The sequence below is a fragment of the Rothia sp. HMSC067H10 genome (assembly GCF_001810635.1).
GTDB lineage: Bacteria > Actinomycetota > Actinomycetes > Actinomycetales > Micrococcaceae > Rothia > Rothia dentocariosa.
On sequence record NZ_KV802271.1, the window covers coordinates 117,276 to 140,694 of the forward strand.

Sequence of the window (23,419 nt, forward strand, 5' to 3'; positions counted from 1 at the left end):
ACCCCCCCCCCGGTAAAAACCTTCTGGTTTACCATCGTTATTGCGGGATATATCTGTCTCAAACTAGTTGATAGCACAGTTTTAGCACTGCAAATAACTCCGAAGGGCAAGTTATTAAAAAGAATAACAATTCTTATTAGGCCTATAAAAGGGAGCCGGACCAACTATTCGGCAAACCCATGCTTTTCATGGATACTATTGGATTCGGTATAAATTTATCCTCAAGAAGATTAACAATTTTTCCTTGCCACGATGAATGAGGGGATATAGTTCGCAACAAAAATGCCATAAGGACAAGAGTGCCATAGATCCGTCCACTTTGCCCGTCAGGTAAAGTAGAAAGCCCATGTACCGTACGCAAAGCATTGGTAGAGGCAGGGGTAAAAGACTTATTCCAGAGTCTTCCATGATGAGCACATGTATTCCTCACAATGGATAGCTGCTCAAACCAGCGTACAAGTGGATGACTGCGAAGTGTTTTCCTCCGCAGGTTTGCAGACAGCAGATTTAGGTCAATATTCACGCCTAAATCTTCCGCCAATTTATATTGATCAGTTGTTTTCAACCCTTCATAAAGCTTTGAAATATCAGAAAAATCAAGGACATCAGCAAGAACCCAAAAAGGGTATTGACCACCATATTGATCTGCATAATGCTTAATAGATTCATTACGTCGCATAGCACGAGAAACGCGTTTATCAGCAGTTTCTAGCCATTCTTCATGTTTAAAATTAGGCCGAAATATAATCTTATTACGATAACTTAGTGATCCTTCAGAAACTAACAACTCACCAATACGAGCTCGTAAAGCTACTTCAATACGTTCGATACCATCATGAATAAGCGTACGAAGCTTACGATCAGCCTCGTAAAGAGCTATAACATCTTCAAACGAGGTTCTGGGCATAAACAGGTCACCTCTACATATTTGTCCATCAGAATTTTTAGTTATAATTCGATTCGGATACCAATACGCTGACAAACGGTAATAAGAGATATTACTTAGCCACTGCTGAGCTATATCATCTTCGATGCTCATCCCCCGCTTACGTAACCGCTCAATCTGCTGCTCAAGCGTCGTTGGTGGCTTTAGAGGTATTGTTCCCAATGTATCCGCCTTTGATATACAAAAAGAGATCCAGCCCACTCTCAACGTAAATCGAGGCGGGCTGAACGATTGCCTCCATTCTACACGTTCTTGATCCCAATATCACCCCAAAAACCGTGCTAGGGCAGTAATTTACCTCTCAAGTCGCTACACTAGAGAACAAGCTAACAAAGCATTCGCCAACTAGTCGAGCCTGAATCAAGGAGCCCCATGAGCGACGCATCGAACACCACGCAGACAGAAGAAGTTCCCCTCGTCCCCGTCCCTAAAAAGGTTGAGCATATTCGTGAGTATCACGGTGATACTTTTATCGACCATTACGAGTGGATGCGCGATAAAGAAAATCAGGAAGTCCTCGACTACCTGAACGCGGAGGCAGACTACACCGCCGCCGTCACAGCGGATCAGCAGCCGCTACGCGAGCGCATCTTTGAGGAGATTAAGTCCCGCACCCTGCTCACAGATTTGACGGTGCCGAACCGCATCGGCGATTGGTGGTATTACAGCCGCATGGTTCCCGGCGGTCAGTACCCGATTTTCTACCGTTACCCTGCCCTGCATGAGGGCGACGAGGTGGTGCGCTACACTCCCCCGGTTATTAAGCCCGGCGAGCCGCTAGAGGGCGAATCGGTGGTGCTTGACTGCAATGATTACGCCAAAGACATGGAGTTCTTCGCACTCGGCGTGTTCCAGCCTTCACGTAACGGTAAGCTCCTGAGCATTTCTGTGGACGAGAAGGGCGACGAACGTTACGAGCAGCGCTTCCTCAACCTGGAAACCGGCGAGTTCCTGCCCGATACCATCCCGAATATTAGCGGCGGGTCGTTCTTCATCAACCATGCGCAGCAGCTCGTGTACACTGTGCCGGACGATTCGTGGCGGCCCTACCGCGTGTATGTGCACGATATTGGGGCGGGCACCGAAGACCACCTGATCTACGAGGAAACTGACCCCACCATGTGGCTGGGCTCTGCAATGAGCGCCGACCGTTCATCAATCGTACTCTCCAGCGGCAACTCCGAGTTTACCGAGGTTAGCCTGGTGCCTATTGCCGAGCCGAAGAGCCCGCCACGCGTAATCATTCCGAGGGATGCACGCATTGAGTACCAGGCGGAGCCGATCACGATTGCCGGTGAAACCCATCTGCTGATTCAGCACGACTATAAGGCGCTGAACTCGGAGCTGGTGCTCGCCGATATGCCGAAGGACGGCGAATCTTTAGAGGAATATTCGAAGCGTTGGGTTCCGGTGATTCGCCACAGCGAAAATGTTCGCCTTGAAGGGTTCACGCTCTCTGCGACCCACCTGGTGGTGACCGCCCGCGCGGATACGACCACACGCCTGTTCCTTGCCCCGCGGGAACAGCTACCCGTGCAATGGCGCCGCAAGAAGCCCGCAGGCATCACGTTCATGGAGCCTGCCGGGTTCGATGAGGAACTGTACACCGCTGGCGTGCTGCGTGCCGAAAACTATTCCCCGGTTATCCGTATCGCCTACACCTCATTCCTAACTCCACGCCGCGTATACGATTACTTCCCCATGTCACAGACTCTACTTCTGCGCCGCGAGACCCCGGTGCTTGGGGGTTATCAGCGTGAGGATTATCGTGCCTACCGTGACTGGGCACCCGCCGCCGATGGAACCCTCATCCCTATCTCGGTGATTCACCGTGCCGATCTTGACCTGACGCAGCCGCATCCGGTGCTTCAGTACGCTTACGGATCCTACGAAATTTCGATGGACCCCATGTTCTCCATCCCCACACTGTCGATTCTGGACCGCGGGGTGGTGTACGTGATTGCGCATATTCGCGGTGGCGGCGAGATGGGGCGCACCTGGTACCTCAACGGCAAGAAGCTGCACAAGAAGAACTCATTCACTGATTTTGTGGATGTCACCGATTACCTAGCGACCAAGCCATGGGTGGACCCTGCACGTATCGCCTGCTACGGTGGTTCCGCGGGCGGACTGCTCATGGGTGCCGTGCTGAACCTGGCTCCTGAGAAATATGCGGTCTCAATAGCCCAGGTCCCCTTCGTGGATGCACTCACCACCATCCTTGACCCTGACCTGCCGCTTTCTGCTTTGGAATGGGAGGAATGGGGCAACCCCATTGAGGATAAGGAAGTGTACGAGTACATGAAGTCTTACACCCCCTACGAGAACATCCGCCCCGTGCGCTACCCCGCCATCGCGGCAGTAACCAGCTTGCACGATACACGCGTGTTCTATGTGGAGCCCGCCAAATGGATTGCAAAACTGCGCGAAACCATCGACCCGTCATCCCCCACCCCACTGTTGAAGATCGACATGACCGGCGGACATGGAGGCGGTTCCGGACGGTATACCCGCTGGCGTGAGATTGCTTGGGATTACGCCTTCATCCTCACACACCTAGGGATTACCGAATAAGCGGGTATACCCTTCCGCACGCAGATTTGGTACCTCGCGCGCTCGGAATCTGCATGCTCCAGCCCGCTGGCGTGAGATCGCGTGGGATTACGCCTTCATCCTGACAAACTTGGGGATTACCGAATAAGCGGGTATACCCTTCCGATGCGTCCCCTTCCTCGGGGCACAAAAAAGGCTCTTTATTCCAATAAAGCGGCGAATAATACGCTTTATTGGAATAAAGAGCCTTTTTAGCAGGTTGTCAGGAATGCCCCACAAGCCCGCGTTCTAGGGCGGCCGCGTGCACATCATCCCAGGTTCCGGAGGTTACAAGCTCGCCGTCTTCCATCACAAGCACCTCATCGACCGCCGCCAAAACCTCGGGAACCGTACGGTGCGTAATGTAAACAAACCCTTCCATGCTCTCGAAAAGAGCACGCTCAACCCGTCCCGCCGTAGCGTGGTCCAACCCAGTGGTAAGCTCATCCACAATATAGAAAGAGCGTTCATGCAGGAGCATACGTGCAAGTAAGATACGCTGTTTCTCCCCGCCGGAAAGCGACCTCAAATCGTCGCTCAGCATATAATCAAGACCCCTCGCGGAAACCCACTCGCCCAGACCTGCGCGCTCACAAGCCCTGAGAATCTGCACATCCGGCACCGACGGATCGTACAGGCGAACATTTTCGCGCAGACTATCGTGCAGCAGATGGCTGTCCTGCGCAAGCAGACCCAAGGAAGCGTGCATATCCTGTTCGGCAATCTCACGCAGATCGCGCACTTGCGCCGATTCGTACACCTCAATAGTTCCGCTGTATTCGGGGTGATTTCCAAAAAGAGGTTTGAAAAGCGTAGATTTGCCCGAGCCGGATGCGCCAATCACCAAATACTTTTTACCAGTCTCAAACATGAAACTCACACCATAACCCGCCGACTTTTCGCCCAACGGCTTGACGTCACGATAGGTAATTGCGTCTAGTGTGAGAGGCTCGCCCGGTCGGTCATCTTCCACAGCGGGTACTTCCGCGTCAATCTTGTGAATAATCTCACGACCTGCATAATACTGGGTCAGCAAACCTGTAGACATAGACAGCGGCATACAGATCATACCGGTCAACTGGGCAAAAGCGACCACCTCGCCCACGCTCGATAGCCCCGAGAGCACCAACGCCCCACCGGCAAGCCACGTTCCCAAATACAGAAGTTTCGTGAACATACTATTGACGGCGTCTACACGCTCCTGCGTGCGCTGATAGCTCCGCGCCGCCACGTACCATTCACTCAATTCTTCAGAAAAGCGTTTAGCCACGAATGAGTATGCGCCCAGAATCTTCCACCCCAAAGCGCTGCGGATCGTATCACCGCTAACCTCGTTCAACGCATCGGTCTGAGAGGCATAAGCTTTTGTCACGGCGCCAATACGTTTTCGAGTCAGCACCGGCATCAACCCCACCGGCAGGCTCAGCGCAAGAACGGCGCACGCCATGAACGGGTTCAGAATAAAAGCAGCCACAATGGCGAAGATAAGCTGCGCGGTGAGGTATCCGCCCCAGAAAATAACGTCAATATAGTTGGTTTTAATGCTTTCAAGCTGACTCGTGAACTGCGAAAAATAGTATTCGGAGCTCCTGCCCGTCAGCCGCACTACGGGAGAAAGCCCGATGCGGCGGAACAGTTCTGCACGCAGATTATTCTGAATTTGCACCCCGGCAAGAGCGGCACGGTACTGGCGTACATAATGGAGAAACGCGTCAACAACAAGATATGTGGGGACAGCCGCTAGCATCCACGCAAAGAGGATGCGGTCATAAGATGTGACCGCATCAGTCAAGTATTTGATGATGACGCTCTCAAGAACCGAACTGGCCGACAAGATAAGGGTCAACGCTGTAAGCATGACAAGGGTTCTGGGTCTTAGGCTGCGCATAACCTTCATTGGTGTTCCTCTCCCTGCACCCACTATGTTGTTCATCACTACTTTACAGTATAGGGTTAAACGCACCGCATATCTGCTATTGCCCCATGCTGCAACGTAAGAAGGCTCTTTATGTGAATACAGCGGAGTTTCAAACGCTTGATTCACATAAAGAGCCTTTTTAGCCCTCAAGCAGAGAGCCTTATCTGGGTTGGATCGGTTTTAGCCTTCCACACCGCAGGCCTGCAGAATAAGCTCACGCACGCGAGCCGCATCCGCCTGGCCCCGGGTAGCTTTCATCACCTGGCCAACGATCGCACCGGCCGCCTGAACCTTACCGGCGCGAATCTTATCGGCAACATCCGGCATGGCCGCCAAAGCCTCCTCAACGGCGGCGGTGAGCGCACCGTCGTCAGAAACCACGGCAAGACCGCGAGCCTCAACGATCTCGGCAGGCTTACCTTCGCCAGCGAGCACATGCTCCAGCACCTTACGGGCAATCTTGTCATTAATCTTGCCCTCGGCGATCAGGGTCTCAAGCTCCACCACGGTTACAGGTTCAATACCCAGTGCGGTCAGCTCAACCTCGGCCTGCTTGGCCTGGCGGGCAATCTCGCCCATCCACCACTTGCGGGCAGCGGATGCGCTAGCCCCAGCGGCAATAGTCTGCTCAACAACATCAAGAGCACCAGCATTGACCACGTCACGGAACTCTTCATCTGAGTACCCCCACTCCGCTTTCAACCGGCGGCGACGTTCCGCAGGAGGCTCGGGCAGACTTGCACGCAGCTCCTCAACCCAAGCCGTCTCGGGTACTACGGGCACCAGGTCGGGTTCCGGGAAATACCGGTAGTCGTCGGCATCCGACTTGGGGCGGCCCGATGAGGTTTCACGAGTATCCTCATGCCAGTGGCGGGTTTCCTGCTGAATTTTCTCGCCACGCTCCAAAATAGCAGCGTGACGGCGAATCTCATAGCGTACCGCACGTTCCACCGAGCGCAGGGAGTTAACGTTCTTCGTCTCCGAACGAGTACCGAATTTCTCGCTCCCCTTGGGCATGAGCGACACGTTTGCGTCGCATCGCACGTTACCGCGCTCCATGCGAGCATCCGAGATACCCAAACCTTTGACAATCTCACGAATCGCTGCAACATAGGCGCGTGCCAGTTCGGGCGCACGTTCGCCGGCACCTACAATCGGGCGGGTCACAATCTCGATTAGCGGCACACCGGCGCGGTTGTAGTCCACCAGCGAGAATACCGCGCCCTGGATGCGCCCGTCGGCACCGCCCACATGGGTGAGCTTACCGGCGTCTTCCTCCATATGTGCGCGCTCAATCTCGACGGTAAAGACGGTTCCGTCTTCGAGTTCCACATCCAGCTTGCCGTTCTCAGCAATAGGACCGTGATGCTGCGAGGTCTGGAAGTTCTTCGGGGAGTCCGGGTAGAAGTAGTTTTTACGCGCAAAATACGAGATAGGTGCGATATCGCATCCCAGGGCAAGACCCAGCTTAATAGCTGATTCAACTGCAACCTTGTTCACCACGGGAAGCACACCGGGCAGTCCAAGCGAGACCGGGGTGATATTGGTGTTCGGTTCATCCCCGAAAACGTTCGGAGCGGCATCGAACATTTTAGTGTTTGTATTGAGCTCTACATGCACCTCAAAACCAAGCACCGGATCATATTTCTCGATGGCTTCTTCGAAGCTGAGGACTTCTTCACTCATTACTTGGTACCCCCAAAGTCAAAGTCGCTAATCAGATTTTCGGTGTTGGGAATGCGGGTGTAGAACGGCGCGCCCCAGGTATCATTCAGAAGCGCTTCCAAACCGGCACCCACTCGGTACAGGCGTGCATCCTCGCGTGCGGGGGCGGTGAACTGTATGCCCACAGGCAATCCGTCTTCGTCAGCAACGCCTGCCGGGAGTGAAATCGCGGGAACCCCCGCAAGGTTTACTGGCACAGTTGCCACATCGCCCAAGTACATCGCCATGGGGTCACCTTTAGTTTTCTCACCCAGTTTGAAGGCGGTTGTTGGCGAAGTCGGAGAAACCAGCACATCGCATTTCTCGAAAGCCGCGGTGTAATCGCGTTGAATGAGGGTGCGCACGCGCAATGCCGCACCGTAGTGGGCATCGTAGTTACCCGCTGAAAGCGCATAGGTACCCAAAATGATGCGGCGCTTAGTCTCGTCGCCAAAACCAGCTTCGCGGGTAGCTGCCATGACGCGCTCAATGGTCACCGGACCGTCTTCGGGTACAACGCGCAGGCCGTACCGCACACCGTCGTATTTTGCCAGGTTTGAAGATACCTCGGAGGACATAATCATGTAGTAAGCGCTAATCGCTTCCTTCACTGAAGGAAGGGAAACTTCTACAACCTCAGCCCCAGCCTTCTCCAGCAGCTTTAGGGCGTCGTGGAAACGGTCAAGAACACCCTGTTGGAAGCCGCTGCCGGAACCGCCACCGAGTTCTTTAATAACGCCGATGCGCATCCCTTTGAGGGATTCAGGGTTGGCGCCCTCAAGAGCCTGAGCTGCATAAGGACCGACTGGTTCAGTCAAAGAGGTAGAGTCCAAGGGATCGTGGCCAGCGATAGCTTCGTGAAGCATCGCGGTATCGAGCACGGTACGAGCGCAGGGACCTACTTGGTCAAGTGAAGATGCCATAGCAATTACGCCGTAGCGGGATACCGAACCGTAAGTCGGTTTTACGCCTACAGAACCGGTGAGGGAGGCAGGCTGGCGAATAGATCCACCTGTATCAGTTCCAAGAGCTAAGGGAGCCTGGAAAGCCGCAACAGCGCTGGCAGATCCGCCGCCAGAGCCGCCGGGGGCACGATCAAGCGCCCATGGGTTACGAACTACGCCGAATGCCGAGTGCTCGTTCGAGGAACCCATAGCAAACTCGTCGAGGTTAGTCTTCCCCAAGATTGGCATGCGTGCTGCACGCACCTTACGAGTTACGGTACCGTCATAGGGGCTCATCCATCCTTCAAGCATGCGCGATCCAGCGGTGGTGGGCTGTCCCTTTGTGACAATCAAGTCTTTAACAGCGATGGGTACACCAGCGAGCGCGGGCAGCTCTTGACCTGCCGCACGGTCAGCATCAACAGCCTGCGCGGTCTCCAGGGCTTCCTCACGGTTGATGTGCAGGAAAGCGTTCAGACCGCTTTTACCGTCAGCGCGGTTCTCGCTGAGTGGGGTGCCATCGGTTGCTTCAATGCGATCTATATGCGCCCGGGTAAGCTCAACGGCAGAAATCTCACCGGCTGCAAGTTTTTGAGCGGCTTCAGCCGCAGTGAGCACAATAAGTTCGTTCACGTCTTCCCCTTAGTCTTCGTCGAGAATTGCGGGCACGCGGAATTTGCCGTCCTGCGCATCGGGGGCGCCTGAAAGCGCCTCTTCTTGGGTGAGGGTCTGCCCCACAACATCTTCGCGCAAGACGTTCTGAAGCGAAATCGGATGGCTGGTTGGGGGTATGTCTGGGGTGACGGTTTCAGACAGATGCTCCATCGAGCTGACAATAATATCGAGCTCTGCCGCCATAGCGTTGAGCTCGTCCTCGGTCATCTCGATGCGTGCCAGTTCGGCAAGGTGCTTAACCTGCTCGGTGGTGATGGCAGACATGATTCTCCGTTAGGTATACTTTCAATTCTCTATCTAGTGTACCCGCCGGCTCGCAGGTATGCTGACGTATTGGTGATCTAGCGAGAGAGTTTTTAGATTTGCAGGGACTCCAAACCTATAGCCTGCACAGAATAGATTTTCGCTCTGGCATTCATAAAAGTCTGAAGTGTAAAAGGGCAGTATCGTGCCTAGACGTATATGAGCCCCACCTTCCCGAAGGAAGATGGGGCTCATATGTCTACGTTAAGGTGAACTCCCTAAATTATGCAGGGATGTTCAGAACCTGACCGGGGAAGATCAGGTCAACGTTGTAGACAACGTCGGTGTTAGCAGCTGCGATTGCCTGGTAACCACCAGCAACGCCGAGCTGAGCAGCGATACCGGAGAGGGTATCACCGGACTGCACGGTGTAGGTGCCAGCAGCGGTTGCTGCGGGTGCCTGAGCTGCAGGTGCTGCTTCCTGAACAGGTGCTGCAGGAGCTTCCTGAGCAGGAGCCTGAGTCGTAGGTGCGGGAGCAGCAGGTGCTGCTTCCTGAACGGGCTCGGAGTAGGACTGCTGAGCCTGTGCCTGAGGTGCTACCTCCTGCTGAGCTGCACCGGGATCGGTGTAGGAGGGGGTTGCGTTACCGGACAGACCGAGCTTCGAGGAGCATGCGGGCCATGCGCCCCAACCCTGCTGTGCAAGCAGACGCTCTGCTGCCTCAATCTGCTGTTCACGGGAAGCGTTCATGGGGGAACCGGACATACCGACACCGTTCCAGGACTGCTGGGTGAACTGCAGACCACCGTAGAAACCGTTGCCAGTGTTGATTGCCCAGTTACCACCGGACTCACACTGTGCCAGAGCATCCCAGGTGGATGCCGGTGCTGCGTTTGCAGCAGGCGCGGCAGCGGCTGCAGCTGCACCACCAATAGCGAGAGCAGCAACAGTACGGCGGATTGCGGAAGTGTTCTTCATAATGCTCCAAATAAGGCCATCCACGCTCACTCCGTCCCCGGAGCTTCATAGCGTTACCGCTCACCCGTTTTAACAAATTGATTACTTGTCGAGGCTCTACCATGTGAGCGGCTATCCACGTGATTCACGCTTCCACCATAGTCGCGTATTGCGGGGTAGACGGCAGAGGCGCATCCTCACGTGGGGACGTGCGGTAGAACCGGGCATCGTTTTGGGGTTTCCGGTCCCAAAACTAAATTTCTGATTGACTCCCAATAAAGGAATCGTTCTGCAGATAAAGATAGCTGAGAAAACTCAAGATTCCAACCTCTCCTATGCTCTCAGCAAGCGTTCTGAGTTCTCACTGGGAACTCCCAGGTAAATTAACTCAGGGTAGGTTAAGTTCAAACTTTTAAAACCTCGATTCCTACTCATCCATTGCCATACCAAGGAAGCATACAAGAACGACTCTTCTATATTCTGTTTCCGGGGGTAGGCTTTATCATTTCGTAATAGTGACCCTGCACCCATTTAAAAATTTTTCGCTTGCGGCGTGTTTTAAGGGTTCATGACGACGTGAGCCCAACCCACTTAACAGTTCTGCGGTGCGATGGCGCGCCTTAGCATATCTGTACGATCTTTGGGGAGATTATGTGCTTAAATCACCCCATATGGAACTATTTTCGGGCGTTAACAACCCTATTACCGGATTTCAGGCCCTTCATCGCAGTACATCATGCAGCTGCGCTACCCCACACCAAATACCAGCTATACAGCGTAACCTTTCGCCGTTATTTGGTAGATAACTCGGAGTAAGAGTCCTACTCCCCCGGTGCTAGCGCATCGGGCCCGTGGGCCAAAAGTTTCGTGAACCCGTCTTCATCAAGAACCGGAATTCCCAGGGCCTCGGCCTTATCGAGTTTTGACCCCGCAGAGGCTCCGGCGACCACAAAATGGGTCTTCTTAGACACAGACCCGGAGGCACGCCCGCCCCGCACGATAATCGCTTCCTTCGCGCTGTCACGGCTATAGTTCACAAGGGTTCCGGTCACAACCACGGTCACGCCTTCAAGCGTGCGTTCTATTGACGCGTCACGCTCATCTTCCATACGCACACCGGCATCCGCCCAACGGGCAAGAACTTCGCGATGCCAATCCGTTGCAAACCATTCGATAATCGAATCGGCGATAACGCCGCCCACACCATCAACAGCCGCTAACCTGTCCCGGTCAGCCTGGGCAATCGCATCCATAGAGCCAAATTCGGTGGCGAGGGCACGCGCCGCAGTAGGCCCCACATGGCGAATCGATAAGGCCACAAGCACGCGCCAGAGAGGCTGCGATTTTGCTTTCTCAAGCTCCACGAAGAGATTTTGCGTGTTCTTCGTAGGAACAGGTTCTGGCTTTGCCTTCGTGGGCTTCGTATAGAAATACGGAACAAGCTCAAACTTGCCGGTACCCACCCCCTTGACCTTCTTCTCGCGGCGAATTTTCACATCGCGTAGATCTTCGGCGGTGAGATCAAAGAGGAACGCCTCACTCGTGAGCGGAGGCTGCTCAGGCTCGGCGGGAGCTGTCAACGCCTTAGCCGCCTCAAAGCCGAGTGCTTCAATATCGAAAGCACCCCGCGACGCGGCGTAGTAGATGCGCTCGGTCAGCTGCGCCGGGCAGGAACGGTAATTGGGGCAGCGCATATCGACGTCGCCCTCTTTACCGGGAGCCAACGTCGTACCGCAGGAAGGGCACTCGGTGGGCATAACGAACTCGCGTTCATGACCGTTACGAAGAGCAACCACCGGCCCCACGATCTCGGGAATCACGTCGCCAGCCTTACGAAGAACCACGGTGTCCCCGATAAGCACACCCTTAGCCTTCACCACATCCTGATTATGTAAGGTCGCGCGTTCAACGGTAGAGCCCGAGACAAGCACGGGTTCCATCACACCATAGGGAGTTACGCGGCCGGTACGACCAACATCCACGCGAATATCGAGAAGCTTGGTATTAACCTCTTCGGGCGGGTATTTATACGCTACAGCCCAGCGCGGCACTCGCGATGTATACCCCAGTTGAGTCTGCGCTACAAAGTCATTGACCTTGATGACAATGCCGTCGATCTCGTGCACCAAAGAATGGCGCTTTTCACCGTACTCGGCAATATACCGAAGAATATCATCGACTGAAGTAAAAAGTTTACTGTATGGACTGGTGGGAAGCCCCCAAGCGGCCAATTGCTCGTAGGTTTGGTACTGGGAGTTCACGTCTAGCCCGGTCCGCGAGCCCACGCCGTGAACATACATGCTCAGAGGGCGCTCAGCGGTCACGGCAGAGTCTTTCTGGCGCAGGGATCCTGCCGCAGCGTTTCGGGGGTTGGCGAACGGGTTCTTCCCCTCAGACACCATTTTTTCGTTGAGTTTCTTGAAGTCTGCCGATGAAATGAAAACCTCGCCGCGTACTTCAAGCTCCGCCGGATGGTTCTCCCCCGCTAATTTCTGTGGGATTGAGGCTATAGTGCGGACGTTGTGGGTTACATCCTCACCCGTAGTGCCGTCACCACGAGTAGCCGCACGCACCAATACACCGTTACGATACAGCAGATTGACCGCAAGACCATCAATTTTCAGCTCCGTAAGCCACTGCGGTGCGGCACCCGTGAGAAGACGGGTATTTTCCTCGGCCTTTGTTAGCCATGCCCGAAGCTCCTCAAGAGAAAAAACATCCTCAAGGGAGTACATGCGTACCAGATGGGTTACCGGCGAAAAAGCCTCGCTGACTTCTCCACCTACCTCTTGGGTAGGCGAATCGTTAGCAATCAACGCGGGATATTGTGCCTCAATCTGCTCAAGCCTGCGGTAGAGCCTATCATATTCGGCATCCGAGAGAGTCGGGGCATCTTCCTGATAGTAGTCATGCCGGGCGGCGCGAATAGTATCGGTCAGCTCGGCATATTCGGCGCGAATAGTATCGGTCAGCTCAGCGCTCGAATCTAGCGCCTTGAGGGCACGGTCAAGGGATGCGGGAGTTTCAGCAAGATTTTCAGTCACCCCACTAGTCTAACCGTTCGCTTTCCCCGATGCGCCGGTTAATGTCACGGGGAAAGACTAGTCTTGCGCTTCTATGGCGTCAGCAACAATCACGGTAATATTATCGCGACCGCCCGAGCGCAGCGCCTCATGCTGAAGCACATCGGCGGCATCTTGCGGGTGACGTATAGAGGTAAGAACACGCGCCATATATTCATGGGAAAGCTCGCCAGAAAGACCGTCCGAGCAGAGCATCAGACGGTCACCCGCTCGTGCGGGAAGCACCCAAAAATCGGGTTCCCAAAAATTACCTGTACCTAGTGCACGGGTAATCACATTTCTGCGCGGGTGTGTTAGGGCTTCAAGCTGAGTAATCTGCCCTTCATCCACCAGATATTGAACCTCAGAGTGATCAGTAGTGACCTGCTCAAGAGATACATTGCCCTCGTTGCCCGGCAGGCGTTCCATTTCAGCATGGTGAATACCATCGTCTTCACGCATCAACCGGTATGTACGAGAATCGCCAATGTTAAAGACAACCCACAGGTACTGCTGACCTATATTGGTAAGCCACGCGCCGGTTACGGTGGTACCGCCTGAACGCGAGAGCGCATCTTTAATACTGTCGTTCGTTTCACCCAAAATCTCACGTGTGCGATCAAGGGCACGCACAATTTCATGGTTCAGTTCATTTGTTAAACGACGATGACGCTGCTTTGAATTTTTATCTCGGTAGTCCTGTTTAATCTTTTCGACACGCTGGCGGTAGTTTTCTTGTTCTTCTTCGCTCATACCGCCGGGTCGAGTAAAAAAATGCGAATACGCCAGCTGACGTACACACAACCGCGATGCGACCTCTCCCGCTTCGTGACCGCCCATACCGTCGGCCACCACGCATAGAGACCCCGCTACAGCCATCGAGTCCTCGTTGTTGTCACGATGAGCCCCACGATGAGTCGCACCACCGGTGCGCAGGGTCAGGTTCAAGGGAGTTGCCATGATGTATCGTTCTCCGTTATGTAACTAGCGCCGGGCGTAACCGCCACAGGGTCTACATTACCAAAGCTACGCACGTTGCGTGTGCCTTGGTACGTCAGAGTAAAGCGGTCGCCATACTCTTTGAGCGTTTCGGCGGTCTCGCTGTCGGTCAGCACAGAACCGGGTTCCGCGAGAGATACCAGCCGTGAAGCAAGGTTTACGCTCGAACCATAAACATCTCCACGATTCGCTAGGACCTCGCCCCAAATAAATGCTACACGCACTTCTGGCAGTTCAGGGTCTTTTCCGATTTGCTCCGCCAGTTTCAGACTGATCTCGGCGATAGCCTCGGGAGCCTCCGTGAGGAAGAAAACTTCATCGCCTAGAGTCTTAATGATGCGCCCGCCACTCGGAGCAATAATGTCGAGGCAGCTTTGTTCAAAACGGTTGATAAGACGCGCTAATTCGGGGGCACTCAGGTTACGAACCAGGGAGGTATACGACACCAAATCAACGAAACCTACACCCCGCACGAGGGGAAGCTGAGCTGGCTCCGGCCCCAGCTTTTTATTCTCGCGCAGAGCGAGACGAAGAACACCCGTATACATTTGACGGCGATAAGCGTAAAGTGCGAGTTCTTCGAGAACCGGCATGAGATCTGCAAGACGGAAGAGAAGCTGACGGCGTGCCTGCGCATCGTCTACACCGTCACGATCCATAATGTCGTGCACCAGCGTTTCAATCTGCCACGCCACAATGCGGTCGGTCAGCTGCCCTACAGACCGTGTCAAAGAGACAATGCTCTCTTCCGCAACAAGATTCGTTCGGTTGAGATTCTCCAGGTCTTCGAGCATATTGACGTCGAGTTCCGTGAAATGGGGATCGGCGGCGTGAATATCAGGAAAACCCATATTGCGCCAGATCCGGCGAGCATCTTCAAGGCTCATCTGCGCGGCAGCAGCGGCTTCTCCAGGTTTATACCGGCGGCCCTCTCCCAGCAGAGCGCGTTCAAGCACGCGCACGCCTTCTTTTGAGGTTTCGTCACGGTAAATATTATTTTGCGCTAGGTTCTGCAGAATACGCAGATTCAGCATCTGGGTTTCGGGGCCCAACGTTCGGGGATTCTTATACGGGGTAGCCTCAACGCTATCGCCAGATAGGCTCTCATGAGTCATAGGCGTTGAGTTCTCCTTCCTTGTCCCCTGGATATATGCAGCACACTGTATTCGGGTGCAATATTTCACATTAAGAATACCCGTGTGCTCTTCCGGGCAGACATAAAAAGTATGCTTGCCCACATTATTCTACCCTTACCAGGTAAAAATCTCGCCCGCTAGACCTTAAACATAACTAACACGTAACGGATAGTAGTCCTGCCAGGCATGCTCGACAATATTCCGGAACCGTTCGGGGTTTGGAAGGTGCATAAGCTGGTGCCGAAACCCTCCTGCATAATCAACATGGAAAGATCCGTACCCCATCCAAGCACCCAGGCTACTCTGCGAAACCCAACGATTTCCCATGCCGTCAAGCAGCAAGGATATGTCAGCCTTACGGCGCATCAGGCCCTTAATAATCATGATGCGATGCGTGGTGATAGCGTACCGCGTGACAGACCAGCGCCATATCTTACGAAGAGCCACCAGAGCGGTAACCGCAGCTACCACACTGCCCGCCCAGAAGAGCAGCCCCGATGATCGTGCGGTCGAGGCAAAACTTGCTGAGGTAAAGGCCACCAGCAGGTAGACAAAGGCTCCCACAAGAGCGCCGGGATGAGCCCTCGTTAGGATAATGGTCTGTTCGCCGGGGTAGAGTTTGCCACGCAGTTTCATGCTTATGCCTTTGCAGAAGTATTAGGGGTTATCTCAGACGGTGTTAGCGTTGGAGAATCTTCCTGTCTGAGGGCAGGATAAAAATTACCGTAGCTTCCATCCGCCGGACGCAAATGTTCAATGTCTCCTACGGAATAGGCCTGCACGGTACCGGTTGTATCACGGATGAGGATGCGCCCTTGAGCATCAAGATCGGTTGCGACTCCGGTGACGATGCGTCCATCAGGAAGGTGCACCGATACCTCGGCTCCCAGCGTCACCGTGGCGGCACGTGCCTGATCAAGCAGAGACTGTCCGCACAACAAAGTTTTTTGGGGGTCTCCCCCAACACTTACAAACTCACGATAGCGACGGGCAAAAATGGTCAGCATACGGTTCAAAACCACATGATTATCAACGGGTTCACCGCGTTGGATAAGAGCGCTCGTGGCGGTCGGTACAGGCACCTGGTCTTCACGCATATTCAGGTTCTGCCCAATCCCCACGACAATACTCATCTGCCCTTTCTCCTCCGGTACTTGAGCCGGTTCGCTCAGAAGCAGGGCGAGAATACCGCATGCCTTACGACCTTGAATGACCAGATCATTGGGCCATTTCAAGGCGGCATCAAGCCCCAGTTCACGCCAGACATCGAGCACGCTCAGCCCGGCGAGCATGGTCAGCCAATGGTAGCTTGTGGGTGGCAGTTGTTGCCCAATACCAGCATGAGGGCGCACCACGATACTGGTGGCTAAGCAAGTACCTGCAGGAGCTGTCCACGAGCGGTCCATACGTCCTTTTCCGGCAGTCATATAAAGGGTGGTAAAAATCGATAGTTCCCCCAGCTCGGTACGTTCGCACGGTTCCCCGCGTGTAAGGCGCCGAACAATTTCGGTGTTCGTCGTATCGACAACATCGTAAACGCGCACGAAGCTGTACCCTGCCTCACGTGCTTCGGGGAGAATACGGGACGGATCAAGGATTGCAGGCCTCTGGTCTGGTAGCGACATATGTACCATCATAGTGGCTCGGAGCCTTGTACACTCTGTACTTCGTGATGCTGAGCTCTCATACGGGTGTGAGATAGTAGAGTAACTGGGGTCTACGCCCTGCGCGTACCCTTGGAGACAGATAACCACCGGTAAATACCACAGGAAAGGAACCCGCCATGGCATACTATGTCATTTCTTACGTCTACGGAGACCCAGCCCTTCAGGATGCACATCGTCCGGCGCACCGTGAATACCTCTCTACACGCGTTCAGGAAGGTACGATCGTAGTTTCCGGTCCGCTTCTGAAAGACTCGGTGTCCGTAGGTGCTCTCCTGATCGCTCAAGTTGATTCTTTTGACGCCGCCGAGACTATCGTCAAGAACGACCCCATGAAAATTGGCGGTGCCGTCGAGTCCTACACTATCGGCGAGTGGAACCCGGTTCTGGGCAGCATCCGCTAGTTTTACCCCTCAATACTGTTTTCGACCCGCCGCTTTGTGCCCTCATTAGGCAACGAACCGGCGGGTTTAACACGATGTGGTATAGGATCCTGCAGCAACACGTATGACGAAAATACGCAGATACCTGGCACCATGACCGCCCCGCACACTATAGTTGATAGGGTAGCTTTTCTAGCCTGAGAAAACCTACCATCCGTATCGACACCGCACGTCATAAACACCCTCTACACATGATGCGTGCCGCACGAATCGAGGAATACATGTCTGAGAACGCTCAGGAATACGACTTGAGTACGACCGCCGGTAAACTCGCCGATTTTTATGCTCGTCGCGAGCAGACCCTTACCCCCGGCGGGCAGGCCGCTGTAGATAAACAACATGCACGCGGCAAGAATACGGCACGCGAGCGCATCGACATGGTTCTCGATGAGGGTTCTTTTGTAGAGTTTGACGCCTTAGCTCGCCACCGTACCACGGCTTTCGGTATGGATAAGAAAAAACCACTCGGTGACGGCTTAGTCTCAGGCTACGGCACCATTGATGGGCGTCTTGTCGCTATCTATTCTCAAGATTTTACGGTGTACGGGGGTTCGCTCTCGCAGGTGAACGGCGAGAAGATCGTGAAGGTGCAGAAGTTTGCCCTCAAGAATGGCTGCCCGGTGATCGGCATTAACGATGGCGGCGGGGCTCGCATCCAGGAGGGGGTGGCCTCTCTGGCGCTGTTTGCCGATATTTTCCGGATGAATGTGCGTTCTTCGGGCGTTATTCCACAGATTTCAATTATTATGGGTCCCTGCGCAGGTGGTGCCGCATACTCCCCCGCGCTCACTGATTTTATTGTGATGGTCGATAAAACCTCACATATGTTTATCACGGGTCCGGACGTTATTAAGGCGGTCACCGGTGAGCAGGTTGACATGGAAACCTTGGGCGGCGCCCGTCAGCATAATGCAATGACTGGCACGAGTGCCTACCTTGCCGAAGATGAAGAAGACGCTTTCGATTTCGTGCGGGAGCTTTTGGAATTCTTGCCCTCCAATAACCTGTCAGAGTCGCTGCCGTTGGATCATGATCAGGAGTTTGAGGTCGTGGTGGATGATCTGGATCTTGATACTCTCATCCCCGATTCTGCGAATCAGCCTTATGATATGCGCGATGTGATCGAGTCCGTGGTTGATGATGGGCATTTCTTCGAGCTTCAGGCGTTATTCGCCCCGAATGTCATGATTGGTTATGCCCGTGTGGAGGGTCGCACAGTGGGTATTGTGGCAAATCAACCTACACAGTTTGCGGGATGTCTCGATATTGCCGCCGCTGAGAAGGCTGCGCGTTTTGTGCGTAATTGCGATGCTTTCAATATTCCGATTTTGACGTTTGTGGACGTTCCCGGATTCTTGCCGGGTACGGATCAGGAGTTCAACGGTATTATTCGCCGCGGTGCTAAACTGCTCTACGCCTATGCGGAGGCGACTGTACCGCTCATTACGATCATTACCCGCAAGGCTTTTGGTGGCGCATATATTGCGATGGGGTCAAAAACCCTGGGAGCCGATATTAACATGGCGTGGCCTACCGCCCAGGTGGGTGTGCTTAATGGTCAGGGTGCGGTCAATATTCTTTATCGTCGTGATCTTGCCGCAGCTGCGGAGGCTGGCGAAGATGTTGAGGGACGCCGTTCTGAGCTGATTGAGCAGTATGAGGAAGAGATTCTGAACCCGTACCAGGCCGCCGAGTTGGGGTATGTGGATGAGGTTATCGCTCCGCATGAGACCCGTGTGCGTATTATCTCTTCTCTTCGCGCACTGCATGATAAACGTGCCGCTATGCCAGCGAAGAAGCATGGGAATATTCCACTGTAGTTCTTGACTGCTCTTAGTTCACGTTGTGATGCAGTACTGACCGGAGTTCGAACCAAGATACTGCATTATCGGTTATTTATTGTCAGGAGGCGCCTGTGGCAGGCTACAATCCGCTGAATTATTTCTCCTTCGGGAAGAAGAAGGATGCTCCTACGACTCCCAAAGAGTCCGCTGATCAGGTTTTACCGCAGGACGGCACTTCGGAGGCTGCCCCGCATGCTGATACCGTGGATCCTGCGGATATTCAGGATGATTCACAATCTTCCGAGCAGCCTCTGCTGCGTGTTATCAAGGGTAATCCGACGGTTGAGGAGATTGCCGCACTCACCGTATTGGTAGCTTCATATCAGAGTTCGCAGGCTCAGCAGGAGCACAATTCGATTCTGACGGCGGCTTCTCGTTTGCTTAACCGGCGTCAGCGGCTGGGGGCTTCGCTGCGTCCCGGTCCGGGATCGTGGCGTAGGGCTCGCCCGATGTAACCTTGCCTTCGCTGCGACAAAATATCGAGTCTCGTGCGCTATAACGTACGAGGCTCGACGTATATGAAGAGAAATACGTATGGCTTCTCTGGAAGATATTTAGATGCCCTATATACTAGGTATATATAGCGAACCACACTAAAATGCCCGAAAGGTGGTTCAGGTATGTCTAAAGAATACAAAAATTATGCTGTGCCGCTTGAGGCCGTTGAGATTCTTTTTCTGCCGGCTCTGCGGCGGCTTAGCCGTGCAGTCCCCCGCACCGTGGGGGATATATCGCAGTCCCTCTCTGAACAAACACACGCTTTAGGCACCAAAGAAGAACTTCAGGATCTCAAATCCGATGCTTTTATGCACCAGGTCAAGGCTACGCTCCAGGTGATGGCTCGCTTGGGTTATGTGCTGGTCGTTCCCAAAACCACAACCTCAAAAACTCGCTATCTGCTCAGCGATTCCGGTGCCGACATTCTAACGGCGCAGATTCGGCGCCGCGGCAGCGTCATTCCCCAAAGCGCTCGATATGAGCTCCAAAAACTTTTTACTCCGCTTTATGCAAGCGCTCCTAAGGATCCAGACAAACTGGATTCCCACGATACCCCAGCCCAAGATAAACACGAACATAGTTCGTATACCCCGATGACCACCCCGTTGAGTCCCGGTGCGTCTTTGCGCGATGCGCATCCCGATCTTATTTTGGCTCAGGCGGCATATGCGGCAGATTTTGCCGGTGATCTTATCGAACGTATTTATGCTGTTTCACCAACATATTTTGAATATATTGTGGCAGATGTCTTTAATTCTTTAGGGACTTTTCATGCAGCAGTTATAGGCGGCCCTAACGATCACGGGATTGATGTTCTAGTACATTATCCTAAAGAACTTTGTTTTCCGCCTATCTATGTTCAAGCAAAACATTATTGCGGATCATCAAAAGTAACCCTCCGCGATATTCAAAAATTTGCTGGAGCAGTTCTTTTACACAATGGGTTACAGGGTGTTTTTGTTACCTGTGGAGAATTTGCTGCGCAGGTTCCGCAACAAATGGAAGCTCTTCCCGGGGGCAACCGCATTGCTCTGGTTGACCGTGACCGTTTAGTTTCACTGATGATTCGACACCGTGTGGGGGTCATTCATACTCCGGGAGAATGCACCTACAGAATTGATGAAGAGTACTTCTCCCGCGGGATTCCGCAGGATTCTCATGAGTGACACCTTCGAAGGACAGCAGAATCCTGTATAAATAGACCGCAAAGCTAGATCAGCAGTTCTGCGCGCCTTCCTGCCATAATTCATCCTTTTGGATGAATACACTTATTCCTTTTTCCCGTTTATACTAGTAGAACAGTAAATATAGATATCAACAGGGGTACTTGTGACCATCGTAAATACGAACATGCTTCGGCATGAGAAAACACCGGTAGATAACATTCTTAAAGCGCTTTCCTGGGATGATATTCCAGAGGAATACCGCGATGATTGCCGTGATATTGCGGTTCGAGCGGCATTAGCGCTTTTACGCCAATTTGAACGAGCACATGAGCACGGACAGAAACTGCTTTTTCCCGAACTTTACACTCCAGTTGGGGTTGAAATAGGTTTCACCATGACCCAGCGCTATATTGCGGTGGGTAAATCCGTGCTATTTCGTGATGCGATTGACAAAATTATTGTCGCATTCGTAAATCATGATTATCTTGATGTGTCGCTCAGTAATCTGCATCCGGGAAATTTGCTCTATTCTTTGAGCGAACGTGGGCTTGATTTTCTTCAGCGCCCTGAGGACGAACAGCGTGACATTCTAGAGGATCTTTTCTATCCCATTATTGGCACGCATTTGTTCTATATGCAGGATTACTATCCGCGACTGCTGGCTCAAATTAATGTGCGCAATATTGCTCCTATTGCCCTATCGGTTATTCCGCTGCATCTGAGCGTTACAGAGAGTAAACTTCGTGAGCTTGTGATGCGCGAATGTGGCTTTGTGCAGGGATGGTACGGTCTCACCCAACTGGAACAGCAGCTTTTTGAGACATCATGCGCCGAATCTGTGCGTGGACTTCTTGATGCAGGCTACCTGCGCCCTAAGGAGCACCACGATAAGATCGCATATGCGCTCACGACCGAGGGTAAGAACCTGCGGTACAGTTTCCCGCACGGGGTACCTGCCCAAGCACTCAGCGATATTTTCGATGATGCTCCCGTCTCCCTGCTCACGGTGGATCAGCTTAAACACCATGAGAAACTTCTCATTCGTATGGGGCGCGTCATCATGGATGCGGTACTTGCCAAAGGCGAGAACGCGAAGCTGCCCCTGGCCGATGTGGATCGTGCTATTGCCCAGGATGCTGAGATTCAGCAGCTTGCAGACGAAGACTCTCCTGAGTATTTGCAAGGACGCGAACATGTTTATGACGTGCTGTTGGCGCATCGTTACCTTGAAGAGGGAGATGAAGATGAGCAAGAGGTCTTCATGGTGGGGTCTGCCTACGCCGATGCTCTTAGTAGCGTAGAGGACGGCTCGATTGACGAGTTGATGCGCCGTGCGTTCCTCGATCCCGCGGCGGCGGAACAGATTCCGCATCCGCATCATATGCTTTTCGATATTCTGACCTTGGTGCGTGACAACCCGAATATCAATTTCTACGACCTGTTCGCGAAGGTTGAGGACACGCTGGATTTGCCGTATCTGCAGGCTCGTTTAGCGCCGCATCGCTCCAATACGACTCCTCGCGTGCGCAACCGGTACGCGGTTGCGGTTCAGGTTTTGAAGCAGGAAGGCTATCTGCAGGTTCACGGTGGACAGAGCGGTAGGCTTTCTCGCAAGGATCCCGAACGGTACACACTCACGCAGAGCGCCATAGAGCTTTTGGATCGCTTCCCCAACGGTATTCCGGAGACTGTTGCCGCGCGTATCGTACCGCTTCAGAAGCAGGCACTTCGGCACAAACTTCCCGAGGATATTGCGGCTGCGCTCAATACTGGCCGTAAACCGTATGAGAAGCGAGAGCGTTCTCAGGATTCCTATTCCTACCAGAATTCGCGCGGGCATTACGGGTCGGGTCCTCGCTCGGGCTATGGTGCCCCCGTTCAGGCGACCCCGCAGAACATTGCCCAGGCGCAGGGTGGTTCGGGTATTTCTTCGGCAGCTTACGCTTCTGCACAGTCTTTCACCCAGCCTGCCTCCGCCTACCAGGCACCTGCGCCGGTACTGTCTCAGACACCCGGTGTAGAGCAATCGTCGGATGCACCTTCGGACGCTCTCAGCGCCGTCGAAGCCGCAAGGAATGCCGTGCAGGATGCGCAGAGGCGCTACCGCGATATCTTCAAACGTGCGCTTCTTCAGCCCCAGCTGCAGGCGGTGACGAAGGATCGTTTCACCGATATTGCGGCAGACTTGTTCTCAGTACGCGGATATACGGCTGAACGTGCGGATGCTTCACAGGGTGTTCAGGTTATTGCTTACCCCTCTGGTGGGCAACGCGACCGCGCATTCTATGTGCGGGCTCAGCGTTCAGCCGACGGTGCGGTCAGCGTACAGGATATTACCAACCTGTACCTCTCTCTGGAACAATTGGGCGGTCAACTGGGTGCGTTTATCACGGATGGAACTTTCGGTGATGATGCATACGATGAGTACATTCGATGCTCCACCAAGTACCCGCATATTCTGGTGGATCTTATCGCGGGCGACGAGCTCATGAACCGTCTAATTGCCCATCGTTTGGGTATTCGTGACGGTCGGGTGCCCGGGACTATAGAGCTCGATGACGTGTATTTCAGCGGTTCTGGCTCCGCTGCATCGTAATTATCTTAAGTACCCCTCACGCGACGGTGGC

Annotated in this window: 17 protein-coding genes; 6 read left to right on the forward strand and 11 right to left on the reverse strand. The window is 53.6% G+C overall.

Going from position 1 to position 23,419, the window contains the following annotated elements; genetic code table 11:
• Positions 1-142 precede the first annotated feature (142 nt).
• Entirely contained in the window at positions 143-1,039 is an 897-nt protein-coding gene (locus tag HMPREF2756_RS00560; RefSeq protein WP_246825765.1) for an Abi family protein, read from the reverse strand.
• Positions 1,040-1,318: 279 nt separating this feature from the next.
• Between HMPREF2756_RS00560 and HMPREF2756_RS00565 the strand changes: the two genes are divergently transcribed.
• The gene (locus HMPREF2756_RS00565) at positions 1,319-3,520 is read left to right on the forward strand and encodes a S9 family peptidase (RefSeq protein ID WP_070617199.1); all 2,202 of its coding nucleotides are present in this window, start codon (positions 1,319-1,321) and stop codon (positions 3,518-3,520) included.
• A 241-nt stretch (positions 3,521-3,761) separates the two neighbouring features.
• Here HMPREF2756_RS00565 and HMPREF2756_RS00570 read toward each other — a convergent pair whose 3' ends face one another.
• From HMPREF2756_RS00570 to HMPREF2756_RS00615, 10 genes are all read right to left on the reverse strand, one after another.
• Positions 3,762-5,396, reverse strand: a complete 1,635-nt coding sequence (locus tag HMPREF2756_RS00570; RefSeq protein ID WP_246825766.1) for an ATP-binding cassette domain-containing protein — start codon at positions 5,394-5,396, stop codon at positions 3,762-3,764.
• Positions 5,397-5,636: 240 nt separating this feature from the next.
• Positions 5,637-7,142, reverse strand: coding sequence for an Asp-tRNA(Asn)/Glu-tRNA(Gln) amidotransferase subunit GatB (gene gatB, locus HMPREF2756_RS00575; protein ID WP_070617203.1), 1,506 nt, complete (start codon positions 7,140-7,142; stop codon positions 5,637-5,639).
• Entirely contained in the window at positions 7,142-8,737 is a 1,596-nt protein-coding gene (gene gatA, locus HMPREF2756_RS00580) for an Asp-tRNA(Asn)/Glu-tRNA(Gln) amidotransferase subunit GatA (RefSeq protein ID WP_070617205.1), read from the reverse strand. Before gatA ends, gatB begins: the two co-directional genes overlap by 1 nt.
• Positions 8,738-8,746: 9 nt before the next feature.
• Positions 8,747-9,043 (reverse strand): Asp-tRNA(Asn)/Glu-tRNA(Gln) amidotransferase subunit GatC, encoded by a 297-nt coding sequence (gene gatC, locus HMPREF2756_RS00585; RefSeq protein WP_004006192.1) that lies wholly within the window; start codon positions 9,041-9,043, stop codon positions 8,747-8,749.
• Positions 9,044-9,305: 262 nt separating this feature from the next.
• On the reverse strand, positions 9,306-10,001 hold the full coding sequence (locus HMPREF2756_RS00590) for a transglycosylase family protein (protein WP_179291497.1): 696 nt from the start codon (positions 9,999-10,001) through the stop codon (positions 9,306-9,308).
• An 800-nt stretch (positions 10,002-10,801) separates the two neighbouring features.
• Positions 10,802-12,952 carry an NAD-dependent DNA ligase LigA gene (gene ligA / locus HMPREF2756_RS00595; protein ID WP_246825770.1) on the reverse strand — a complete coding sequence of 717 codons (2,151 nt, stop codon included), beginning with the start codon at positions 12,950-12,952 and terminating at the stop codon, positions 10,802-10,804.
• A gap of 129 nt (positions 12,953-13,081) precedes the next feature.
• Positions 13,082-14,002, reverse strand: a complete 921-nt coding sequence (locus HMPREF2756_RS00600; RefSeq protein ID WP_070617209.1) for a PP2C family protein-serine/threonine phosphatase — start codon at positions 14,000-14,002, stop codon at positions 13,082-13,084.
• Entirely contained in the window at positions 13,987-15,156 is a 1,170-nt protein-coding gene (locus HMPREF2756_RS00605; protein ID WP_048755129.1) for an adenylate/guanylate cyclase domain-containing protein, read from the reverse strand. The genes HMPREF2756_RS00600 and HMPREF2756_RS00605 overlap by 16 nt, the downstream gene beginning before the upstream one ends.
• 165 nt (positions 15,157-15,321) lie before the next feature.
• The gene (locus HMPREF2756_RS00610; RefSeq protein WP_048778631.1) at positions 15,322-15,813 is read right to left on the reverse strand and encodes a PH domain-containing protein; all 492 of its coding nucleotides are present in this window, start codon (positions 15,811-15,813) and stop codon (positions 15,322-15,324) included.
• Positions 15,814-15,815: 2 nt separating this feature from the next.
• Complete coding sequence (locus HMPREF2756_RS00615; protein WP_048778794.1) at positions 15,816-16,802, reverse strand: biotin--[acetyl-CoA-carboxylase] ligase; 987 nt, start codon at positions 16,800-16,802, stop codon at positions 15,816-15,818.
• A gap of 158 nt (positions 16,803-16,960) precedes the next feature.
• Here HMPREF2756_RS00615 and HMPREF2756_RS00620 point away from each other — a divergent pair, with 158 nt between their 5' ends.
• The 5 genes from HMPREF2756_RS00620 (at position 16,961) to HMPREF2756_RS00640 (ending at position 23,388) form a co-directional block, all read left to right on the forward strand.
• Positions 16,961-17,245: a YciI family protein gene (locus HMPREF2756_RS00620; RefSeq protein ID WP_004006185.1), complete on the forward strand. Its 285-nt coding sequence runs from the start codon at positions 16,961-16,963 to the stop codon at positions 17,243-17,245.
• 260 nt (positions 17,246-17,505) lie between these two features.
• Positions 17,506-19,104, forward strand: coding sequence for an acyl-CoA carboxylase subunit beta (locus tag HMPREF2756_RS00625; RefSeq protein WP_048778629.1), 1,599 nt, complete (start codon positions 17,506-17,508; stop codon positions 19,102-19,104).
• Positions 19,105-19,199: 95 nt separating this feature from the next.
• Entirely contained in the window at positions 19,200-19,583 is a 384-nt protein-coding gene (locus tag HMPREF2756_RS00630) for an acyl-CoA carboxylase subunit epsilon (protein ID WP_048778628.1), read from the forward strand.
• A 165-nt stretch (positions 19,584-19,748) separates the two neighbouring features.
• Positions 19,749-20,792 (forward strand): restriction endonuclease, encoded by a 1,044-nt coding sequence (locus HMPREF2756_RS00635; protein WP_070617210.1) that lies wholly within the window; start codon positions 19,749-19,751, stop codon positions 20,790-20,792.
• Positions 20,793-20,955: 163 nt separating this feature from the next.
• Positions 20,956-23,388, forward strand: a complete 2,433-nt coding sequence (locus HMPREF2756_RS00640; RefSeq protein ID WP_246825767.1) for a restriction endonuclease — start codon at positions 20,956-20,958, stop codon at positions 23,386-23,388.
• Positions 23,389-23,419: the final 31 nt, after the last annotated feature.